The organism is Rhizobacter sp. (assembly GCF_031412495.1).
In the GTDB taxonomy this organism is placed as follows: Bacteria; Pseudomonadota; Gammaproteobacteria; order Burkholderiales; family Burkholderiaceae_C; genus Schlegelella_A.
Genome location: NZ_JANODC010000246.1, coordinates 1 through 2,209, shown reverse-complemented (window position 1 = coordinate 2,209; position 2,209 = coordinate 1). Strand labels below are relative to the sequence as shown.

General features: G+C 68.2%; 4 protein-coding genes. All 4 read left to right on the top strand.

Going from position 1 to position 2,209, the window contains the following annotated elements; all coding sequences use genetic code 11:
- Positions 1 to 264, top strand: a 264-nt coding sequence (locus AC30N0_RS09430) for an Ivy family c-type lysozyme inhibitor (RefSeq protein ID WP_489517669.1), incomplete at its 5' end; no start/stop codon positions are given.
- 23 nt (positions 265 to 287) lie between these two features.
- Positions 288 to 695, top strand: a complete 408-nt coding sequence (locus tag AC30N0_RS09425; RefSeq protein ID WP_489517668.1) for a hypothetical protein — start codon at positions 288 to 290, stop codon at positions 693 to 695.
- A gap of 34 nt (positions 696 to 729) precedes the next feature.
- Positions 730 to 1,284: a hypothetical protein gene (locus AC30N0_RS09420; protein WP_489517667.1), complete on the top strand. Its 555-nt coding sequence runs from the start codon at positions 730 to 732 to the stop codon at positions 1,282 to 1,284.
- Between the two features lie 109 nt (positions 1,285 to 1,393).
- The coding region (locus tag AC30N0_RS09415; RefSeq protein ID WP_489517666.1) for a carboxyl transferase domain-containing protein at positions 1,394 to 2,209 on the top strand (816 nt) is incomplete at its 3' end.

Sequence of the window (2,209 nt, the reverse complement as noted above, 5' to 3'; positions counted from 1 at the left end):
GCGAAGGAGAAGTGGCTCGCGACGATGAGCAACAGCTCCCCGGTCCGCACGGTCTCGATCGGCGGCGAGGACTACCAGGTGGCGACGCCCTGCAAGCCGCACGACTGCGCCGACAACAACCTGATGCTGCTGTATGCGCCGGCCCGCGGCGTGGTCTACGGCCGGCTGCACGACAAAGGGCGGCCCACGCCGATCTGCAACCCGAGCCCGGCCATGAACGCCGAGCTCGAGCGGATGTGGAACAAGGAATTCCGTCAGAAGTGACGGCCGGAACAGGAGAGACGGGAATGTCACGACTGAAAGCAATGCTTGTGCTGGCGCTGGCGGCGTGTGCCGCGATGGCGGCGATGGGCCCGGCTGCGGCCAAGCTGCACCCGGTCCGGCTGGGCCTGGCCGTGTCGCAGCTCGCCTGCGACGCCGGCGTGAAGGGCAGGTATCACTACGTCGTGAACTGGAAGGCCGCCCCCGGTGCCGCTTCGTACCGGGTCTATTCGGGGAACCAGTGCCTGGTCGGCAACTGCGCGACCGGCACCGCAACGTCGGCGGGGTGCGCCGCCACCTGTAACGCGGGGTCGTGCAGCGTCGCCCTTCGATCGTGTCGAGCCGACACCGGGACCTCGCAGTGGTTCAAGGTGCTGGGCAGCGACGACGGCTGGGAAAAGCTGCCTGTCGCCGCGCCCGGCAAGTGCCAGTGACCTTTCCATCCGAGCCGCAGGAAAGACCCCAGCCATGAGCAGGATCGCCACACTCAGGTCTGGACTCCGCACGATCGACCTGCATGCCTTCACCGGGCGGGTCGTCGACCAGCAGCGCTCGTCGGTGACCGAGGTCACGCGTCACCAGGGCAACGCCATGCTCGGCACGACCACCTACACCTCGAGCTGGAACAAGGTCTTCCTGCAGGCCGACAACGGCGAGGAGAAGTGGCTCCAGGTCGAGGACAAAGGCTTCGCGGCACGCGCCGGGCAGATGGCTTCCATCATCTGGGGCATCCGGCCGGGTCGCAAGGAAGGCGACTACCTGGCGGTGGTCAACCACGAGACGGGCGCCTTCCAGTGCATCCGCAAGGCGGTGAACGACAACGCCGGGCCTCCGTTCTACAACATGCTCCTGATCCTGCTCGTGATCGTAGGCGGCGTCGGCCTGATGGACGTGTTCGCCGGCCACTACGGCTCGGCGCTGTTCTTCTTCGCCGTCGCGGGCGGCGGGATCTTCTGGATCTGGCGCCGGCAGAAGCAGTTCATCGCGAAGATCAAGGCGGCGGCGCTGGCGATGCCGGTGTAGGCGCGCTCGCTGCAGAAGGTCCGACGCCGCCCCGCTCGGCCCGCCGAGGAGGCTCTGCGGCGGCGACGTTAAGCTCCGGGTCCGCCTCCACTCGACCGGATCCAGACCCATGCCCGCGCTGAAGTCGCGCATCGACACGCGCTCCGTGGAGTTCAGGAGCAACGCTGCCTTCCTGCAGGCGCAGGTCGACGACCTGCGCGCGCGCGCTGCCGAGATCGCGCGGGGCGGCGACGCCAAGTCGCGCGAGCGGCATGCGTCGCGCGGCAAGCTGCTGCCGCGCGAGCGGGTCGAGCGCCTCGTCGATCCCGGAACGCCGTTCCTCGAGATCGGCCAGCTCGCCGCCTTCGGCATGTACGACGGCGAGGCGCCGGCTGCCGGGATGATCTGCGGCATCGGCCGTGTCGAGGGGCAGGACTGCATGATCGTCGCCAACGACGCGACCGTGAAGGGCGGCACCTATTACCCGATGACGGTGAAGAAGCACCTGCGTGCCCAGGAAGTTGCCGCCCAGAACCACCTGCCGTGCGTCTACCTGGTCGATTCCGGAGGCGCGTTCCTGCCCCTTCAGGACGAGGTGTTTCCCGACAAGGAGCACTTCGGGCGCATCTTCTATAACCAGGCCAATCTCTCCGCGCAGGGCATCGCGCAGGTCGCCGTGGTGATGGGATCGTGCACCGCGGGCGGCGCCTACGTGCCCGCGATGTGCGACGAGTCGATCATCGTGAAGAACCAGGGGACGATCTTCCTCGGTGGGCCGCCGCTGGTGAAGGCCGCTACCGGCGAAGTGGTGACGGCCGAGGACCTGGGCGGCGGCGACGTGCACACGCGCACCTCGGGCGTGACCGACCATCTCGCCGACGATGATCGCCATGCGCTGGCGATCGCCCGCGAGATCATCCGGCATACGAAACCCGCGGGCCGGCCC

Excerpts from the sequence above, each read along its gene's own strand:
- AC30N0_RS09425 (WP_489517668.1), top strand. The coding sequence starts at position 288 with ATGTCACGACTGAAAGCAATGCTTGTGCTGGCGCTGGCGGCGTGTGCC.
- AC30N0_RS09420 (WP_489517667.1), top strand. The coding sequence starts at position 730 with ATGAGCAGGATCGCCACACTCAGGTCTGGACTCCGCACGATCGACCTG.